The following is a 698-nucleotide window of genomic DNA, read 5'->3' on the forward strand; positions in this document are numbered from 1 at the left end:
GAAAGCAGGTCGCTTTCCTCACCGATGGAGGTGAGGCGAGTGGGTGACGGGCTGGGATCTCAGGGCTTCGAGATCATCCTGTGGCCGCTTTGGGGTTTCCCTCGGTGATGGCGTGGAGGGCCGTGTCGGTGTCCGCGATGGCCAGCGTCCTGTTGATGTCGGCGCCGGCCAGTGCGCCGGCCGCTGCGGAGGCACCGACCTGGGCGACCAGATCGGTGGCGTTGCCGGCCACCCACACGCCCGGCACCTCGGTGGCGCCGGCCGTGCCGGAGGCGAACCCGCGGCCCTTCGGCAGGTCCTGCACCGGCAGGCCCAGACCTTCCAGGCCCTGGGTGCGGGCCTGCAGCTGCGCGGCGACCGCGAGGACGCGGCGGGCCACGACCTGGCCGTCGGCCAGGCGCACCCCGGCGAGGGCACCGCCGGCGTCGTTGACGACCTCGGTGATGGGGGTGTCGATGACGCGGATGCCGCGGGCGGCGAAGCGGGCGCGGCTGTCCTGGTCCAGGTCGGTGCCGTGGGTGAAGTAGGTCAGGTCCTCGGTCAGCTGACGGAACAAAAACGCGTGGTCGATGGAGACCGGGCCGGTGGCGAGGATGCCGATGGGCTCGTCGCGCACCTCCCAGCCGTGGCAGTACGGGCAGTGCACCACACTGTGCCCCCAGTGCCCGGCGAGCCCGGGCACCTGGGGCAGCACATCC

Annotated in this window: 1 protein-coding gene; it reads right to left on the bottom strand. The window is 72.2% G+C overall.

The window, feature by feature from the left end:
* Nucleotides 1–73: 73 nt before the first annotated feature.
* Nucleotides 74–698: NAD(P)/FAD-dependent oxidoreductase (locus HW837_RS48015; RefSeq protein ID WP_193383063.1), on the bottom strand; the 625-nt coding region annotated here is incomplete at its 5' end.

Source organism: Streptomyces caniscabiei (genome assembly GCF_014930365.1).
Taxonomy (GTDB): Bacteria; Actinomycetota; Actinomycetes; order Streptomycetales; family Streptomycetaceae; genus Streptomyces; species Streptomyces caniscabiei.